Source organism: Algibacter ulvanivorans (genome assembly GCF_048381495.1).
GTDB classification, from domain to species: domain Bacteria; phylum Bacteroidota; class Bacteroidia; order Flavobacteriales; family Flavobacteriaceae; genus Algibacter_B; species Algibacter_B ulvanivorans.
The window spans coordinates 458,115-475,198 of record NZ_JBLWGD010000003.1 but is presented as its reverse complement, the minus strand read 5'-3'; the positions used below and the strand labels follow the sequence as shown (position 1 = coordinate 475,198).

The 17,084-nt window shown below is 30.5% G+C and carries 14 protein-coding genes; 8 read left to right on the top strand and 6 right to left on the bottom strand.

What is annotated here, in order from left to right; genetic code table 11:
- Positions 1 to 4: 4 nt before the first annotated feature.
- Complete coding sequence (locus tag ACNG5D_RS10320; RefSeq protein WP_418183438.1) at positions 5 to 1,543, bottom strand: hypothetical protein; 1,539 nt, start codon at positions 1,541 to 1,543, stop codon at positions 5 to 7.
- Between the two features lie 126 nt (positions 1,544 to 1,669).
- Here ACNG5D_RS10320 and ACNG5D_RS10315 point away from each other — a divergent pair, with 126 nt between their 5' ends.
- Positions 1,670 to 2,281, top strand: a complete 612-nt coding sequence (locus ACNG5D_RS10315; protein ID WP_418183437.1) for a thiamine diphosphokinase — start codon at positions 1,670 to 1,672, stop codon at positions 2,279 to 2,281.
- A gap of 6 nt (positions 2,282 to 2,287) precedes the next feature.
- On the opposite strand, the gene ACNG5D_RS10310 is transcribed toward ACNG5D_RS10315, so the two are convergent.
- Positions 2,288 to 3,760, bottom strand: a complete 1,473-nt coding sequence (locus ACNG5D_RS10310; RefSeq protein WP_418183436.1) for a carboxypeptidase-like regulatory domain-containing protein — start codon at positions 3,758 to 3,760, stop codon at positions 2,288 to 2,290.
- A gap of 102 nt (positions 3,761 to 3,862) precedes the next feature.
- Between ACNG5D_RS10310 and ACNG5D_RS10305 the strand changes: the two genes are divergently transcribed.
- Positions 3,863 to 4,264 carry an ACT domain-containing protein gene (locus ACNG5D_RS10305; protein ID WP_418183435.1) on the top strand — a complete coding sequence of 134 codons (402 nt, stop codon included), beginning with the start codon at positions 3,863 to 3,865 and terminating at the stop codon, positions 4,262 to 4,264.
- A gap of 48 nt (positions 4,265 to 4,312) precedes the next feature.
- On the opposite strand, the gene ACNG5D_RS10300 is transcribed toward ACNG5D_RS10305, so the two are convergent.
- The gene (locus ACNG5D_RS10300) at positions 4,313 to 7,000 is read right to left on the bottom strand and encodes a TonB-dependent receptor (RefSeq protein WP_418183434.1); all 2,688 of its coding nucleotides are present in this window, start codon (positions 6,998 to 7,000) and stop codon (positions 4,313 to 4,315) included.
- Positions 7,001 to 7,193: 193 nt separating this feature from the next.
- Here ACNG5D_RS10300 and ychF point away from each other — a divergent pair, with 193 nt between their 5' ends.
- The 5 genes from ychF to ACNG5D_RS10275 all read left to right on the top strand — a co-directional run bounded on the left by ychF (position 7,194) and on the right by ACNG5D_RS10275 (position 13,839).
- Positions 7,194 to 8,288, top strand: a complete 1,095-nt coding sequence (gene ychF / locus ACNG5D_RS10295; protein WP_418183433.1) for a redox-regulated ATPase YchF — start codon at positions 7,194 to 7,196, stop codon at positions 8,286 to 8,288.
- A gap of 84 nt (positions 8,289 to 8,372) precedes the next feature.
- Positions 8,373 to 8,846, top strand: a complete 474-nt coding sequence (locus ACNG5D_RS10290) for an SRPBCC family protein (RefSeq protein ID WP_418183432.1) — start codon at positions 8,373 to 8,375, stop codon at positions 8,844 to 8,846.
- 204 nt (positions 8,847 to 9,050) lie between these two features.
- Positions 9,051 to 10,904: a DNA topoisomerase IV subunit B gene (locus ACNG5D_RS10285; RefSeq protein ID WP_418183431.1), complete on the top strand. Its 1,854-nt coding sequence runs from the start codon at positions 9,051 to 9,053 to the stop codon at positions 10,902 to 10,904.
- Positions 10,905 to 11,050: 146 nt separating this feature from the next.
- On the top strand, positions 11,051 to 11,179 hold the full coding sequence (locus tag ACNG5D_RS10280) for a hypothetical protein (protein WP_418183430.1): 129 nt from the start codon (positions 11,051 to 11,053) through the stop codon (positions 11,177 to 11,179).
- Between the two features lie 11 nt (positions 11,180 to 11,190).
- The gene (locus ACNG5D_RS10275) at positions 11,191 to 13,839 is read left to right on the top strand and encodes a DNA gyrase/topoisomerase IV subunit A (protein WP_418183429.1); all 2,649 of its coding nucleotides are present in this window, start codon (positions 11,191 to 11,193) and stop codon (positions 13,837 to 13,839) included.
- On the opposite strand, the gene ACNG5D_RS10270 is transcribed toward ACNG5D_RS10275, so the two are convergent.
- On the bottom strand, positions 13,831 to 14,019 hold the full coding sequence (locus ACNG5D_RS10270; RefSeq protein ID WP_418183428.1) for a hypothetical protein: 189 nt from the start codon (positions 14,017 to 14,019) through the stop codon (positions 13,831 to 13,833). The two genes, ACNG5D_RS10275 and ACNG5D_RS10270, sit on opposite strands and share 9 nt — an antisense overlap.
- On the opposite strand from ACNG5D_RS10270, the gene ACNG5D_RS10265 reads away from it, so the two are divergent.
- Positions 14,018 to 14,902, top strand: coding sequence for an endonuclease/exonuclease/phosphatase family protein (locus tag ACNG5D_RS10265; RefSeq protein WP_418183427.1), 885 nt, complete (start codon positions 14,018 to 14,020; stop codon positions 14,900 to 14,902). The genes ACNG5D_RS10270 and ACNG5D_RS10265 overlap by 2 nt on opposite strands.
- Here ACNG5D_RS10265 and ACNG5D_RS10260 read toward each other — a convergent pair.
- Together ACNG5D_RS10260 and ACNG5D_RS10255 are read right to left on the bottom strand one after the other, a co-directional pair.
- The gene (locus ACNG5D_RS10260; protein ID WP_418183426.1) at positions 14,899 to 16,164 is read right to left on the bottom strand and encodes a carboxypeptidase-like regulatory domain-containing protein; all 1,266 of its coding nucleotides are present in this window, start codon (positions 16,162 to 16,164) and stop codon (positions 14,899 to 14,901) included. The genes ACNG5D_RS10265 and ACNG5D_RS10260 overlap by 4 nt on opposite strands.
- An 88-nt stretch (positions 16,165 to 16,252) precedes the next feature.
- A complete protein-coding gene (locus ACNG5D_RS10255) occupies positions 16,253 to 17,050 on the bottom strand; it encodes a TerC family protein (RefSeq protein ID WP_418183425.1) in 798 nt (265 codons plus the stop codon).
- Positions 17,051 to 17,084 lie beyond the last annotated feature (34 nt).

The window sequence follows — 17,084 nt, the reverse complement described above, 5'->3', positions numbered from 1 at the left end:
TTGTTTAAAATTGTAGCTTTACAAATCGTTGATTTTTTAAATTATCAATATCTTGACCAAACATTAGTAATGTATTATCATCAATCCAATTGTATAACGATGGTCTAATGGTTATACCTTCTAAATGATCATTTTTAATTAAAATTTGCCTTTTATAATTGCCTGTATTTAAGTCTAGATTGGCGGTAATAAAAGCTTTATCAAAATCTGTAAAGTAGTTTACAAGGCCACCTGTTGAATGATTTATGTTTTTTGCACTACAATTGTATAGTAAATGTAAATTGTTATTTTTATACACAGGGTGATAAGAACTGTAAATTGCAACATTAGCTTTGTTGTTTCTTTTACCAATTTTGTTTGCCCAAATTAAGTTACTCTCGCTATCTAGTTTTATGGCAGCTATGTCGTGATGATAATATGTTATTGCGTAATTATAAGAATACGACCAAATTTGCTCGGCAAGTACAAGCAACTCGTTGTTGTTAAGTTTAATGGTTTCTTTTAATACATAATTTTGGTCTGCACGTTTACCTTCGTTATATTTTTTTATGGCTTTTTGTTTCTTTTTACCTTCTTGTAAAAGTTTAACAAAGAAATCTGAAGAAAATTTATTGTATTTAGATGATAAAATTTCACCATTAGTTAAGTTAACTCTTGAGGCATATACACCATTCATGGCATACATGTTTTTTTCAGAAAATAAACCTGTAAATGCTAATTCGTTATCATTAATTAAAGTGGTGTTTAAAGTTCTTAAGTGCACATTATCTGGCCTTATAGTTGTAAGCAAACCTAATTGATTATTTTTAATTTGATAGAGTTGAAACTCGTACCTATAATTGTTTGCATCGTTTAACACTTTATACGAATCGTATTTTTTACAAACAATAAACAGTTCGTTTTTACTATTCATAAAAATGGTTCTGTATGATAAAACATTGTTATTATAGGGAAAACTAAAATAGTTGCTAGACTTTTCTTTAAAATCTGAATCGAATGTTTGTATTCTAATTTTAGCAGTTTCTTTATTTTTATTAGGTATGGTATAAAAAAGAGTAATGGTGTTTTCATCATCACTTATAAGGAATTTGCTTAATGAGTTTTTAGCATTTTTTGAATCGTTAAAAATGGTTGTAATTTGTTTTTTGGGGCTTAAAGAAAAAGTAGCTAAATCTATATTTTGGTAATAATAGGTTTTTCCGTTATCAGTTAATAAATAAAAAACATGAACAATTTTGGTTTTTAATTTGGTTAATCCAAGCGAATTAAATTTGCCTTCATAGTTTTCGTCTTTTAAATTTATTTCTTTGTTTGTTGGTGTTAGGTCTAAATTAAATTTTCTTAAAAACATGTCGTCTCCTTGTCCGTACTTACCTTCGGAGTAAAGTAGGTAATATCCGTTTTCATCTTTACCAATAATATCAACAGGAATTTCTCGTTTATCGTTTTTAAAAATATCGCCATATTCAATTTCAACTTTATTTTGCGAAATGGAGTTAATGCTAAGCAATAAAACAAAATATAAAAGCAGCGTTTTTCTCATAAGGATAATAATGGTTTATTTATAAAATTGGATAAATATAATGATTATATAATCCTGTTTTTAAGACAAAAACTTTAAGATATGTAATAATATAAATAAGTGCATTTATTTTGTAGTTTTGCTGTAATGAATTTTAAAAAAGTATTTCTTCTTTTAAATGGCGAACCACCAAAATCGATTCCAGATTTAACAAATTATAGTATTGTTTGTACAACAGATGGTGCTTTTAATATGTTAAATGAACAAAATATAATGCCAGATTTTGTAAGTGGTGATTTCGATTCGTTAAAAAAGCTTCCTAAGCATGTTGAGGTTATACATACGCCAAATCAAGATTACACCGATTTTGATAAAATTTTGCAGGTTTTGTTTGATAAGCAGTATGTTGAAATTCATGTTTTTGGAGCAAGCGGAAGAGAGCAAGACCATTTTTTAGGTAATTTGCATACAGCGCTTAAATGGAAGAATAGGTTAGCTATAACTTTTTTTGATAATTATGGTTTTTACTTTTTAGCTAATAAAAACGAAAAATTATCGAATTGTAAAGGTAAAATAGTGTCTTTATTTCCTTTTCCAAAGGCAGCAGGTATTGTTACTACGGGTTTGCAATATGCCTTAAATAATGAAGACTTGTGTATTGGTAACCGTATAGGAACCAGAAATAAAGCTATAGCTAATACTATAAAGATTAGTTTTAACGAAGGTAATTTGTTTCTTTTTGTTAACGATTTGGTTTAGCGTTTGTTATTTGGTTTTAAATGCTTTCATTTCTAAACTTGGCTCTATAATTTGCTCGTTTTCCCAAATTGTTTTTTCAAATTTGTTTAATTGCTTGTAAGGCACAACTTTGTCTTGTTTTATAGCTTCAAAATCTTTTAAACTTATTTTTGTATTTCCAGTAAAGAGCAACTCTTCTTTATTACTATTATTACCTTCAATTTTAAAGCTAAAATTCACTTTGTTTTTAGCGCTACTATTTTCTATAAATTTAACATCTCTGTTTACGTAAAAATAGCTGCCAGAAGTATGTTTTAAATATTTTGGATGGTATATGTTGGTGCTGTCTTTTTCAAATAATAAGGTGCCTGTACTAACGTTTTCAATATATTTTATGCCCAAAATTAGTTTTAAGTTTACCTTTTCGCCATGTCTGTTTTTGTAGTATTTATAATCTATTCGTGTTACAGCGTATGTGTTATTACTAATAAATAGTTGTCCTGTATATTTAGCTTTTCCTTTTTTTGGAGAAAAATTTATAATATGCGTTAATTCGTTATTGTTGTTTACTATGTCTGCATGCGAGTATTCGTATAAATTAGAATTTAAAATTTTGTTTAAAAACGAATTTTTATAAAATTGCGAGCGTTTTAAAAACGATCTTGATTCGTTATTTAAATGAGAAACCTCGTACTCTTTTTTATTGCTATTATCTTTTTGGTTTTCTTCTTTAAGCGATAAAGAATCATCAATTTTAAAAATGCCTGTTTTTAATTTATATGTTTTTGTCGTGTCTAGGTATTTTAAAATAATATGTTGCGCTTTTTCCTGTATTTGTTCTATTGTAAAATCGTTTTCGTAATCTAATAATTGAGTTGCTTTATTTACAATTAATTTGCTTGTATCTTTGTTAAAGGTGTATAGTTCGCCTTTAAAATCTTCGAAATGAACCATGTTACTTTCTTTAATTTTTTTAGAAAGTGTTTTTAGTTCGTTGTTAGCAAACTCTAAGTTTTTCTTTTTTACATGAGAAGCTTTTTCAATTTCGAATTTTAAATCTTTAAAATTAACATAGTTGGTTACTCGTCTAAAAATAGAATGTTTGTTTAGGTTATTGTTGTAGTTGGTTTTTATGTTGCGTTTAGCTTTTGCAATTATAGAGTCTGCATTGGGCGCTTTGTTACTTATGTAAACCTCGTTTAATTGGTTAATGGCTTCTTCTAGCTCAATGCTGTTTTTTAAAAGTTTTAAATCTTGAATGTTTAATACTTTATTTTGGTAACCCATGCAAGAAATAGTAATACTTAAATTATTATTGCTAGTATTTACGGTAAAATACCCTTCTTCGTTTGTAATAGTACCGCTATGTTTTCCTGTTTTAATGGTGGCGTATGGAATTGGGGTTTTACTATGTTTATCTATTAGTTTTAAAGTTAAGTTTTGCGAAAAAGTAAATAAGCAGCTAAAACAAATAAAGGTAGATAGTAGTATTTTTTTCATTGATAAGTGTTTGTATTAGGTAAACGATTTAAAATAAACATTGTTACAGTAAAATTGTTTTTAGTACTTTAATGATTAGGTTTGTTTAAATGAAATTTAATTATGAGCGGAGAGAAAAATTTAGAAAAGTTATTAAAAGAGATGAAACCCTTGCTTAATCCTGGCGATTTTGTTTTTACTACAATTAAAAACCTTGATGCTATAAATAGGGCAGATACTATTTGTGAATTTAAAGAGGCTGAAGGTGTTACCGTTGTTATTGAAAAAAATAAAGCAGATATGTTAAATTTAAGATATGTTTGTGTGGTATCTTGGATTACTTTGCGGGTTCATTCTTCTTTAGAAGCCGTAGGGTTAACAGCAAAGTTTTCGGCAGCGTTAACATTACATGACATAAGCTGTAATGTTATTGCTGGCTATTACCACGATCATATCTTTGTAGATAAAAAAGATGCTAAAAAAGCGGTTAGAGTTTTAACTAATTTATCTAAAAAATACCAATAAAAAAACCGAACTATTTGTCCGGTTTTTTTTATTGGTTGTATACCGTTTTTATAAGCTAAAATTTAATCTACCAAATACATACGTGCCATCCGATCCCATTTGTACAGAATCAGCAAGACCACCTTGGTCTGTCCAACCATCAAATTGAGGTGTTGGGTATTGGTTAAATAAGTTATTTGCGCCTAAGCTAAATTTAACTTTATCGGATATTTGGTATCCTAGACTTAAATCGACAACTAGTGCAGCTTCGTATATATCTGTTGCTACAGGGAACAAAGCATCGGCTTCTGCTTGAGTTGTTGCAGGCGAATCTACCCATTGAAAATCTTGTAATGTAACTTCGCTAAATTGTGTTAAAGCAACTGTTGCATCAAATTTATTACAAGAGTAACCAAGATTTAAACCAAATTTATAGTCTGGAGCAGCAGCTTTAAGATAGGCTTGAGAAAAAGGTCCAAAAAATGTAAACTCGTTTAAGTTTCCGTTATTGATACTTTTAATTTTTAAATCGTTAAAGTTTCCTATTAGTGCTGTATTTATTTTTCCGTTTTCACCTACATTAAAATCATAACCTAAAACAATATCAAGTCCATTAGTTCTAGTGTCAACACCATTTGCAAAAAATTGAGCAGCATCAACATTTAATGGCCCTAAAATAGTTTGGTCTGTAAAGTTGTCTGTTAAAATAATACGGTCGTTAACAGTAATAGAATAAGCATCAACAGTAGCAGAAAAACCACCATTTTTGTAAGTAAATCCAATACTAGTATTTACAGCTTTTTCTTCGTTAAGTTGTCCAATTCCAAAGGCTTTTGTTACGGTACTATTATTAGCAGATAATAATGAAGGAACCGATGTGCCAGCAACAATATTGTTAAATATTAAGTTGTAATATAGTTGCGCTAAAGAAGGTGCTCTAAACCCTGTTGATATCGAGCCTCTTAATGAGAAGTTATCGCTAATTTTTAATCTAGTTGCTAGTTTTCCGTTAAATGTGGTTCCAAAATCAGAGTAGTTTTCAAATCTAACAGCACCAGCAAGCATAAAATCTTCACTTACATTAAGTTCTGTGTCAAAATAAATACCATAGTTGGTTCTACTTCTGTCTACTTCATTGGCTGGGCTATATCCAGGGAAACCTTGCGATCCTCCTGGTAAATCATCGCCATTAGAATCTGTAGCAACGGTTTGTGTACCAGGATTGGTTAGTAAAACACCGTTTTCATCGTAAAGCCCGTAAGAAGGTGCTTCGCCAGCAAAAATGCCAAAGTTTTCGGTTCTGTATTCAAAACCAAATGCTAAGCTTAAGCCAGAAGCCACATCGTCTAGATATTTATTAAAATCTAAACCTGTTGTGTTTTGAGATAAATAATGCCCACCAGCATCAAAATCTGTTGGCGAAGCATCTTTCATAGAAGCATTATTGCTATTTTTTATAAAATAATGAAAGTTGTTTTTTCCGTAAGTGTTATTAAAATCAACATTCCATCCATTTTCCATTTTATGTTTAACTCCTACAGAAACCGAAACATCTGTAATGTTAGATGTTATTCGAGGTGTAAATCCGTTAGGGTATAAACTTGGTACGGCTCTGTTATCTCCATCGTCAAAACTATCACGAGAAAAAGCATAAGCATCCGTATCTCTATAGTTTCTTCCTCCAAAGGCATAAACTTCGGTATTATCGTTAATAGGTAAAGCGGCGTTAATCATAAAATTAAAACCATCAACACCAGCGCTACCATAACCTTTTCTCCAAGCAAAACCAGGTCTTAAAGTATTTTGTCTAGATAAAAACTCGGTAGTAAAATTAACAAAACCACCATTGTCATTTAACGCCACGCCATAATTAGCGTCAATTTTTACTGTGGCGCCATCCCAACTTCTATCTTTACCATCTAGTCTGTTTTTACCTTCTACATTGCTTAGGGTTTCTCCTGTTGCATCTTCCCAGCCATCGCCAATTGCAGTACTATAAGCGCCATAGGTTATACCTCCAGAAAAGCCATCGGTATTATCTTTTAAAACAATGTTTATTACTCCGGCAATGGCATCAGACCCATATTGAGCAGATGCGCCATCTCTTAAAACTTCTATGCGCTTAATAGCATTGGCAGGAATGGCATTTAAATCGGTTCCAGAATTACCACGACCTCTGGTTCCAAATACATTGACTAAAGATGATTGATGCCTGCGTTTACCATTAATTAAAACTAAGGTTTGGTCTGGGCCTAAACCACGTAAAGAAGCAGGTACAATATGGTCTGCTCCATCAGATCCAGACTGTTTGCTAGCATTAAATGAAGGTGCTGCGTATTGTAAAATTTCATTAACTTCAACTTTTCCTGTTGATGAAGCAATTTCTGAAACATTTATAACATCTACAGGAACAGCTGTATCTGTTGCCGTTCTGCGTGGGCTACGAGACCCTACTAAAACAACAGCATCAAGACTTACGCCTTCTTCTAAAACAACATTTAAGGAAGATTGGTTGTTTACTTCTACAATGGTAGAGTTGTAGCCAACATAACTAAATGTTAAAGAAGCTCCATTATTAACATTGATGCTAAATTTTCCGTCAAAATCTGAAGTTGTGCCGTTAGTTGTTCCCGTTTCGGTAATATTAACACCGGGAATAGGTACGCCAGAAGCATCTTTAACAACGCCACTAACGCTTTGTTGAGCAAAGGTTAAAGTGGTTGTTAGAAATAATAGATAAAAGTAAATTGTTTTCATGTAATTAATTTTGAGTTAGTTTATGCTAATATAAGTTAAGTTTGTTAAATAGTTATAAAATTGGTTAATGTTTTGATTATTTTTTAATAATAAAGCAATAAATGTGAATAATGTTTAGTTTTATTCAGGGTAACAAAAATTATAAAATACTAGTATTAAACTATATATTTGCACTCGCAAAAATTAGTTAATTATGAAAGCAGGAATCGTAGGATTACCAAACGTAGGGAAATCAACTTTGTTTAATTGTTTATCAAATGCAAAAGCGCAAAGTGCAAACTTTCCGTTTTGTACAATAGAACCCAATATTGGTGTTGTAAATGTACCAGACCCACGTTTAGAAAAATTAGAGTCTTTGGTTAATCCAGAACGTGTTATACCGGCAACTGTAGAGATTGTAGATATCGCTGGGTTGGTAAAAGGAGCTAGTAAAGGCGAGGGGTTGGGTAATCAGTTTTTAGCTAATATTCGCGAAACCGATGCTATCCTTCATGTTTTGCGTTGTTTTAATAATGATAATATTGTGCATGTAGATGGCAATGTAAACCCAATACGAGATAAGGAAACTATCGACATGGAATTGCAACTTAAAGATTTAGAAACTGCAGAAAAGAAGTTAGACAAAGTAAAGCGGGCCGCAAAAACAGGAAATAAAGAGGCGCAAAAAGAAGAAGCTATTTTATTAAAAATAAAGGAAAATTTAGAAGCTGGTATTTCTGTAAGAGCCATAGATTTTTCTGAAGAAGATTACAACGAGTTTGTAAAACCATCGCAATTTATTACAGATAAGCCTGTAATGTATGTTTGTAATGTAGATGAAGGTGCAGCAGTATCTGGAAACGATTATGTAGAACAAGTTAAGGACGCCGTAAAAAACGAAAATGCCGAAGTTTTGGTTTTAGCCGTAGGCACAGAAGCAGATATTAATGAATTAGACGATTATGAAGAGCGCCAAATGTTTTTACAAGATATAGGTCTAGACGAACCTGGCTCGGCAAAATTAATACGATCTGCTTATAAATTACTTAATCAGCAAACCTATTTTACAGCAGGTGTTAAAGAAGTAAGAGCATGGACAGTTAATATTGGTGCAACAGGGCCACAAGCTGCTGGTGTAATTCATACCGATTTTGAAAAAGGATTTATTCGAGCAGAAGTTATAGCTTATGAAGATTACGTAACCTACGGAAGCGAAACCAAAGTTAAAGAAGCTGGAAAAATGCGTGTAGAAGGAAAAAATTATATTGTAAAAGATGGCGATGTAATGCATTTCTTGTTTAACGTTTAGTTAGTAATTTTTGTTTGTTATTGTATCTTTTTATTAATATAATTGACATAAATTACAAGTTTAGAATTAATTAGAAAATTACTTATGCCTTTAATAGAAGTCGAAACTCATATTAATGCAGATATACAAATTTGTTTTGATTTGGCACGCGATGTTGGCTTCTATCAAAAATCTCTAGAACACTCCGAAGAGATTGCAATTGGCGGTAAAACTTCAGGACTAGTTAATTTAAACGATCATGTAGTTTGGGAAACCAATCATTTAGGTTTTGTACAGCATTTAAATTTAAAAATAACCGAATTTAAAGCACCAAACCTATTTGTAGACGAATTAGTTAGTGGAGGGTTTAAGGCTTATAAACACGAACATATATTCCATATGAGTAATAATAAAACAGTTATGACAGATAGGTTTTATTATAAACTGCCATTTGGCCTTTTAGGTAGATTTTTAAATTGTTTATACGTAAAAAAGTATATGACAAAGCTTTTAAAAAACAGAAATAAAATACTGAAAGATAAGGCTGAAAAAATGCAAAGAGTAGCTTTTAAAAAATAAGTTTGTTTTTAAATTCAAAATACTTTTTTAGTAGAAAATAAAAAGAGTAAATTAAATAATTTAAGTTGTATAATGAGTTTTAAATTATAAAAACCATTGTGCCAACTTATTAATATATATTGTTAATTACTTTGTAACCTAGCTATTTTATTTTTTCAAAGGTTACACTATATTAGCAACCCTCACTAAATTTTCTATAAATAAATGGCAGAACAAACCAAATATACCGAAGATAATATACGTTCATTAGATTGGAAAGAGCATATTCGAATGCGTCCAGGAATGTATATTGGTAAACTTGGTGATGGCTCTTCGCCAGATGATGGTATTTACATACTATTAAAAGAAGTCTTAGATAACTCTATTGATGAGTTTGTTATGGGAGCCGGTAAAACCATAGAAATTTCTATACAAGGCAGTAAGGTTATTGTTCGCGATTATGGGCGAGGTATTCCATTAGGAAAGGTTGTCGATGTTGTTTCTAAAATGAATACCGGTGGTAAATACGATTCTAAAGCATTTAAAAAATCTGTTGGGTTAAATGGCGTTGGTACAAAAGCCGTAAATGCACTTTCTAATTATTTTAGAGTAGAATCAAATAGAGACGGAAAGTCAGCAGCGGCAGAATTTGAAAAAGGAAATTTAATAAACCAAGAAAATTTAGACGATACTACCCGCAGAAAAGGAACAAAAGTATCCTTTGTGCCAGACGAAACCATTTTTAAAAACTATAAATTTAGAAGTGAGTATGTGGTGAAAATGCTTAAAAACTATGTGTATTTAAACCCAGGTTTAACCATAGTTTTTAATGGCGAAAAGTATTATAGTGAAAATGGATTAAAAGACCTATTAGCCGAAAAAATAGCAGAAACAGACCTGTTATACCCAATTATACATTTAAGAGGCGATGATATTGAGGTTGCCATAACCCATAGTAAAACCCAATATAGCGAAGAGTATAATAGTTTTGTAAATGGCCAAAACACAACACAAGGAGGCACACATTTAAATGCTTTTAGAGAATCTTTAGTAAGAACCATTCGTGAGTTTTACGGTAAAAATTACGATGCTTCAGATATAAGAAAATCTATAGTTAGCGCCATTGCAATTAAAGTTATGGAACCTGTTTTTGAGAGTCAAACTAAAACCAAGTTAGGCTCTACAGATATGGGAGGAGATTTGCCAACAGTAAGAACTTATATAAACGATTTTTTAAAAACTAAGCTAGATAACTACTTACATAAAAACCCAGAATCTGCCGAGAAAATACAACGTAAAATTTTACAAGCAGAACGCGAACGTAAAGAATTATCTGGTATTAGAAAACTAGCTAAAGATAGAGCTAAAAAAGCAAGCCTTCATAATAAAAAACTACGCGATTGTCGTGTCCATTTTGGAGATACAAAAAACGAGCGCAACCTAGAAACAACATTATTTATAACAGAGGGCGACTCGGCATCTGGAAGTATCACAAAATCAAGAGATGTTAATACACAAGCCGTTTTTAGCTTAAAAGGTAAACCATTAAACTGTTACGGGCTTACTAAAAAAATTGTTTACGAAAACGAAGAGTTTAACCTTTTGCAAGCCGCTTTAAATATAGAAGAATCTTTAGAGGATTTGCGCTATAACAACGTCGTAATAGCAACAGATGCCGATGTAGATGGAATGCATATTCGTTTGCTATTAATAACCTTTTTTCTTCAATTTTTTCCAGAAGTTATAAAAGAAGGACATTTATACATTTTACAAACCCCACTATTTAGGGTAAGAAATAAAAAAGAAACTATTTATTGTTATACCGAAGAAGAAAGGCGTAACGCTATTGAAAAACTTAAACCAAAACCAGAAATAACAAGGTTTAAAGGATTAGGCGAAATATCACCAGACGAATTTAAACACTTTATAGGAGAAGATATTCGTTTAGATCCCATTATGTTAGATGATAATATGTCTATAGAAGAATTGTTATCATTTTATATGGGTAAAAATACCCCAACAAGACAAGAGTTTATTATAGATAACCTAAAAGTAGAGTTAGACTTAATTGAAGAGTAATAATTTTAATATTATCATATATAGAATTTTATGTATTAAAAATTAAATATTTATTAATTTAGTGGTGGAAATTTAATAGAAATTATAAACACCTTATTTTCAGGAGTTTTTATTTAACCCTGTTGTTAAGAATTAAAAAATATATTATGTTATATTCAAAAGAAAAAAAAATAAAACAACGTTCTTATGCGCATTTGCATAAACATGATGTAACAGCAAAAGCAAAAAAACGTAGAAAAATAGGACGCGTAACCTTAAGTGGAAAGCCTAAATAGTACAAAAATTAATGACAGACGACCAAAACGACGATTTAATAAATAGCCAAGACGAACCCCAAGAAACCATTACCCGAGTTACGGGAATGTATAAAGACTGGTTTTTAGACTACGCATCTTATGTAATTTTAGAACGCGCAGTTCCTGCTATTGAAGATGGGTTTAAGCCCGTACAACGTCGTATCATGCATTCTATGAAAGATTTGGATGATGGTCGTTATAATAAAGTAGCAAATATAGTAGGACATACAATGCAGTATCATCCGCATGGAGATGCAAGTATTGCCGATGCTATGGTACAAATAGGTCAAAAAGACTTATTAATTGATACGCAAGGAAACTGGGGAAATATTTTAACTGGCGATAGAGCTGCGGCTTCAAGATATATTGAAGCTAGAATTTCTAAATTTGGGTTAGATGTTGTATACAACCCTAAAATAACAGAATGGCAAGCCAGTTACGATGGCCGTCGTAAAGAACCAGTAAACTTGCCTGTTATGTTTCCTCTACTTTTAGCTCAAGGTGGCGAGGGTATTGCAGTAGGGCTTTCAACAAAAATATTGCCACATAATTTTATAGAGCTTATTGATGCTTCAATAAAGCATTTACAAGGTAAAAGGTTTACTATTTTGCCAGATTTTCCAACAGCAGGAATTGCAGACTTTTCTAACTATAATGATGGAAATAGAGGCGGTAAAGTACGTGTAAGAGCCAAAATATCTCAACTAGATAAAAATACTTTAGTAATTACAGAATTACCTTTTGGCACAACAACATCGTCACTTATAGACTCTATCTTAAAAGCGAATGATAAAGGTAAAATAAAAGTAAAAAAAATAGAAGATAATACGGCTGCCGAGGTAGAAATTTTAGTGCATTTACCATCTGGGCTCTCACCAGATAAAACTATTGATGCGCTTTACGCTTTTACAAGTTGCGAATCTTCTATTTCGCCATTAGGCTGTGTTATTGAAGATAATAAACCATTATTTATTGGGGTTTCAGAAATGCTTCGTCGCTCTACCGATAATACGGTACAACTTTTAAAACAAGAATTAGAAATAAAACTTGGCGAGTTAGAAGAACAATGGCATTTTGCATCTCTAGAACGTATTTTTATAGAAAACAGAATTTATCGTGATATTGAAGAGGAAGAAACTTGGGACGGTGTAATAAATGCTATTGATAAAGGATTAAAACCACATATAAAACATTTAAAACGCGTTGTAACAACCGAAGATATTACTCGATTAACCGAAATTAGAATTAAACGTATATCTAAATTCGATATAGACAAAGCACAACAAAAAATAGATGCATTAGAAGAGCAAATAGCCGAAGTAAAACATCATCTAGAACATCTTGTAGATTATGCTATAGCCTATTTTACTAGATTGAAAAAAGACTACGGAGAAGGGCGCGAACGTAAAACTGAAATTAGAACGTTTGATGATGTAGATGCAACAAAAGTGATTATTAGAAACACAAAACTTTATGTAAATAGAGAAGAAGGTTTTATAGGAACATCATTAAGGCGTGATGAATACGTAGGAGATTGTAGCGATATTGATGATATTATTGTATTTACCAAAGCTGGTAAAATGATGGTTACAAAAGTAGATACTAAAACCTTTATTGGTAAAGACATTATTCATGTAGCTGTATTTAAAAAGAAAGACAAACGCACCATTTACAACATGATTTATAAAGATGGTACAAAAGGACCATCTTACATAAAACGATTTGCTGTTACTAGTATTACACGTGATAGAGATTACGATTTAACTAACGGAAATAAAGGCTCTGTATGCTTGTATTTTTCTGCAAACCCAAATGGAGAAGCCGAGGTTGTAACAATAAATTTACGCCAAGCAGGAAGCATTAAAAAATTAAAATGGGATATAGATTTTGCCGATATTTTAATTAAAGGTCGCGCTTCAAAAGGAAATTTAGTTACCAAATACCCAGTTAAACGTGTAGAGTTAAAAGAGAAAGGCGTATCGACCTTAAAACCACGTAAAATTTGGTTTGATGAAACGGTTCAACGAATTAACGTTGATGGTAGAGGAGAACTTATTGGAGAGTTTAGAGGCGAAGATAAACTACTTATTATAAATCAATCTGGTATTATTAAAACAGTTACTCCAGAGGTAACTATGCATTTTGATGATGATATGATTGTGCTAGAAAAATGGGTGCCCAAAAAACCTATTTCAGCAATATACTTTAATGGCGAAAAAGAGCTGTATTACGTAAAACGCTTTTTAATAGAACAAGAAGGCCGAGAGGATTCTTTTATATCAGATCATCCAAACTCGCAATTAGAAATAGTTTCTACAGACTGGAAACCCATGGCAGAAGTTGTTTTTGCAAAAGAAAGAGGTAAAGACCGCAAGGATAATTTAGAAATTAACCTTGAAGAATTTATAGATATAAAAGGACTATCTGCTCAAGGTAATCAGTTAACAAAAGATAAAGTAAATCAAATTAACCTTATCGATCCTTTGCCTTATGATGCTCCTGAAGAAGTACATGCTGATGATTTAGAGGTTGTTGATGAAAAAGAAGTATCTTCTACTCCAAAAAAAGATTTAAACAACAACTCCGAATCTCAAAAAAATAGTGATAACGACGACGAGGGACAAACCACTTTATTTTAAATAATTAATAAAATTGTTAAGTTTAATAAAGCTAAAAACGTGTTTTAATAAAGTAGGCTTTATTTTAATTTTGTGTCCTATACTTGCACTTATATTTGGGTGTGTTGTTGTTTTTTTTACTGATAATTTTTTGTCTTTTACGTTTTCAATAATACTTCCAGCTTTAGTTGTTTTAAGCATGTTTTCGGGTGTTTATTTATTTTATAAAAAGAGTAAATTTTACCTTCTTTCAGTAATAAGCCTTATTGTATATTGTATATGTTTTAATTCTTTTTTTCAAATTAATACAGCTTTAATTTCTAATAACAAAGACCCTAAAACTGATGCATTAACTGTTTTAACGTTTAACACACAAGGATTTAAGCATTATAAAAAAGAAGGTAAAATAGATATAGATCAAGAAATTATAAGATTTATACAAAATAAAAGTCCAGACATATTTTGCATTCAAGAGTTTGCAGCTATGAAATATAAATTTTTTAAAGAAGCATATCCTAATTTTTTTAAAACCAATTTATTTGCAGCACCTAATAAGTCGGTTATGGCTATTTTTTCTAAGTATCCTATAATTAATAAAGGGTTTGTAGATTTCCCAGATTCTGATAACGGAGCCATGTTTGTAGATGTAAAAATTAATAATAGAATTATTAGAGTTTACAATTTACATTTAGAATCATATAAGATAAATTTAGGCTCTAACTTTAATAGTCCAAAACTTTTAAATAATGTTATTAATACAATATCTCACGTAGAGAAAAAACGAAAAGGGCAAGCCGAAATAATGAATACACATATTGAAAAATATAAAGGTAAAGTTATTATATGCGGAGATTTTAATAGTACACCATTTTCGTCTGTTTATAGGTTGATTAAAAATAACTACAAAGATTCTTTTATAGAGTCTGGCTATGGTTTAGGAAAAACATTCGAGTTTTATAAATACCCTTTTAGGTTAGATTATGTCTTGGTAGATAATACTTTTGATGTTGTTAGTCATGAAAATTTTAATTTAAAACTATCAGACCATGAACCTGTTTTTGTAAAGTTAGCTTTAAATAATTAAGTTCGTTTTAATTGTTTTTGTATTTTTTTTATGGCAGATTCAATAGATTTTTCGGGTTCTATAATATTGTAAGCACCCCAAAATTTTGGATCAGAAAATCCATTTGCTTTGTCGCTTAAAATAGTAGAAGGTCTAATTAATTTATGCCTAACTTTGGCAAGTTTGGTATTATAGTTTTCCCAATCTGTAATTGCCATTTCGCTATTTAAGGTGTATGTATTATTAAATATTTTACCTTTCCAATTTACTTTAAAAGTTAACGAAATATTACTGTAAGCATAGTGCCATTTACCATTTGTTGTTCTGTAGTTTACTCGATATGTAGCTTCTGTAGGGTAAACATCTACTTTTCTAGGTTTTTTTCTAACATACATTTTACTAGATAACTCTCTGTTTGTAACATTTAAGCTATATACCGCACTGGTTAACGCTAAAGTTTCAGCATCAATATATAGTTTTCCGTAGTAAAGAGGAATTGTAATGTTTTCTTTCTGTTTAAATTTTATGACATAAACTTCTCTATTGTTTATTTTGGTAGAGTTTTCAAAGCCGAATGTGTATTTAGGTAAATCTATACTAGTAAATATAAATTCTGGGTACTTTATAATATCGGTATATAAATTGCTAAAAGGGCCGCCTTGTAATTTTAATGCTATAGTATCAAGCTTTGAATAGTCTGTGTTTTTTCTAGCTTTTATTAATTCAATGTTATCGTATCTTACATTGTTATAAGGTTGCTTATGAATTTTAACAACAGCCTCAGAGAGTGATGCGTTCTTTCTTCTTTTTTTTATTGTTTCTCTATAAAAAGCGGTCATTATAGTAGTATTGTTATTGTAAATACTACCTTTCTTTTTAAGTGTTTTTTCTACAATCTCTCTCGCATTTTTTGTTCTGGTAGATATGTTAATTTCATTTAATTGCGTTATGGCTGGAGATAGTTCTATTTTTTCATGCTTTTTTATTAATGAAATTGGCATTGTTTTTTTTTCGAAACCTAAATGCGAAAAAGTTATTTTACCAGTAAATAAATTATTTGGAATTTTTAAAAGAAACTCGCCTTCATTATTGGTAACTGTGCTAATATTAGAATCTTCTAATATAATATCTGTAAATATTAAAGGTGTTTTGGTTTTACTATCTATTACTTTGGCTTCAATTTCTATAAAATCTAATTTTTCTTGTTGTGCAAAAAGGTAGTTAGCGCTAAAAACAAAAAATATAAGAATATAGATAAGTTTATAAAGGGGTGGCTTTTTCATAACTTATTTTTTTTTGCTATTAATGCTTATAAATTACAAAAAAAATATGTAATTATCTAAAAAATAATAACTTGTAAATGAAAAACGTTTAGCTGTTTTTAATTTTATGTTTCTGAATTTTAAAATTTAAAAACTCGACAAACAATGAAAATGCAATAGCAAAATATAAATAACCTTTAGGAATGGCACCAACCTCATTGCCAAAAAGCTTAGTATGAGATAAATGCGCAGCCTCTGTTATAAGCATAAAACCAATTAAAATTAAAAATGCTAATCCTAATAACTGAATACTTGGGTGTGTTTCTATAAATTTTCTAATGGTATTGGCAAATGTAATCATGATTATAATGGAAATGATTACAGCAACAATCATTAAAACTAAATTGTAGTTGTGGTTAGGGTGTAAACCATTAGTCATTCCTACTGCTGTTAGAATGGAATCGATAGAGAATATAAAATCGATGATTAATATTTGAAATATTACTTGATTTATACCTTTTACTTTTTTATTATTTAGATTGCTTTTACCGTGTTTTGGCATTTCTGTTTTTTCATGAATTTCAGAAGTGCTTTTATATATTAAAAACAACCCTCCAATAAATAAAATTATTGCCTGCCAGCTAACTCCAATGTGTAACCATGATGTGTTAATGGTGTAGAATGGCTCTTTTAATCCAATTAAAAAACTAACAAAAAACAGCAGTATAATACGTTGTGCCATGGCTAATAATAAACCAACATTTGTTGCTTTTGTACGTTGCTTTTCGGGTAATTTATTTGCGGCTATGGATATAAATATAATATTGTCTATACCTAATATAATTTCTAAAAAGGTTAGAGTTAATAAAGCCATTATGGCATCGCTGGTTAAAAGAAAGTCTATCACAGATATAAAAGTTTAATTATAAAATTAATTAAAA